2 protein-coding genes are annotated in these 1,461 nt (G+C 65.2%); both read right to left on the minus strand.

The annotated features are described in order from the left end of the window. Positions 1 to 245: zf-HC2 domain-containing protein (locus Q4E95_RS10480; protein ID WP_303383255.1), on the minus strand; the 245-nt coding region annotated here is incomplete at its 3' end. After that, positions 242 to 907 carry an ECF RNA polymerase sigma factor SigK gene (gene sigK, locus Q4E95_RS10485; RefSeq protein ID WP_303383256.1) on the minus strand — a complete coding sequence of 222 codons (666 nt, stop codon included), beginning with the start codon at positions 905 to 907 and terminating at the stop codon, positions 242 to 244. The genes Q4E95_RS10480 and sigK, both read right to left, overlap by 4 nt. Positions 908 to 1,461: the final 554 nt, after the last annotated feature.

Here is a 1,461-nt window from a genome sequence, read left to right on the forward strand (position 1 = left end):
GTGCCGTGAATGGCATCCAGGACACTGGTGCGCAGGGCGGGCGGAGGCTCCAACGCCACCGCGGCTGCCAGCTGGGCCGTGGTTTCGGCATAGCTGGCGACCTCCGCCCGGCACGGTGGGCAGCCGGCCAAATGGGACTCGAAGGCCGCCCGTTCGGCGGGCTCCAAGGCGTCCACGGCGTACAGGGAGGACAAGTCGTGGAGATCGCCGGGAACGAGACCGGGCTCTGGGATGTCGTGGTTCATTGCTGCGCCCCCAGTGTTGCACCGAGCCTCTTCAAACCATCTCTGATCCTGGCCTTGGCCGTGCCCAAGGGGATCTCCAGCCGCTGGGCCACCTCCTGGTACGTGTATCCGTCGTAGTACGCCAAGGTGATGGCCTCGCGCTGCAGCGGCGTCAGGGCTCCCAAACCCGTCCGAACGTCACGCGTGTCCATGGCCTGTTCGACCTCCTGCCAGGTCGCATCCATCGGTGCCCCCACCCTCCGATTCTCATAAACTTGTTCTCTGCCCCGTTCCTGCACCACTTGCCGGATCCGATCCACGGCGCGGCGGTGGGCCAGAGTGGACAGCCAGGCGACCACAGAGCCGCGGCTCGGATCGAAGCGGGCGGCTTGCTGCCAGGCCATCAGATAGACCTCTTGGACGACCTCTGCGGCTAGCTCCGGTGAACGAGTCAGCCGTCTTGTCAGTCCGTAAACCCTGGACGCGGTGGCGTCGTAGAGCGCCGCGAAGGCGGCTTCGTCTCCGCGAGCGCTGCGGAGCAGCAGTTCCGTGAGATCGCCTGCCCTGTCCTCACCGGATTCTACGTGTGCCCGTGAGGATGCGCGCTGTTGGGGGGCGGGCCGGTCCGCGGAGCCGGGAAGAGGATCACGGGGGGTTCCCCGGCCGGAGCCGGGCTCAAACATGCTTTCCCACTGGTCATCCCTTCGACACGAGTATTTCTCACGGGGGCGGTCGATGCTGTTCCAGTGTGAATACTGCCATACGCCGCAGATATGGGGGCGCCACTGACACATGTCCCCGAAGGGCACCGTGACTGGGCGGTTTCCCGGACGAACACGTTGGGGCAGGGCCGGACCGTGGCGGTGCGAGAAGGGCTGGCGGGAGGGGTTCACACGGGTGATTCGTAGCCGAACCCCGCACGGATGGCTTTTATCGGGCGCAGTCGCGCAGTGAAAAGAAATCTTAAGGTTCTTCTCAGCTCACCCGTCCGGGCAGCGCTCGGCACCGAACTCTCCGTGTAACACCAGCACAAAGCACCCCCCGCACGCACAGTAAGGAACCGATCATGAACAAGAAGTTGCGTTTGCTCGCCGTTCCCACGTTGGCCCTGAGCGCCCTGGCGCTGCAGGTCGCCCCGGCCATGGCCCACGAGGGCGACATGTGGTCGACCCAGACGACTTTGAACACCATGAACAACTCCGGCACCACAGGTGAGGCCATGGTCGACGTTCACGGC

The organism is Kocuria sp., from assembly GCF_030536815.1.
In the GTDB taxonomy this organism is placed as follows: Bacteria; Actinomycetota; Actinomycetes; order Actinomycetales; family Micrococcaceae; genus Kocuria; species Kocuria gwangalliensis.

Bases quoted from the DNA above. Each gene is read 5' to 3' on its own strand.
- sigK (WP_303383256.1), bottom strand. From the start codon at position 907: ATGTTTGAGCCCGGCTCCGGCCGGGGAACCCCCCGTGATCCTCTTCCC.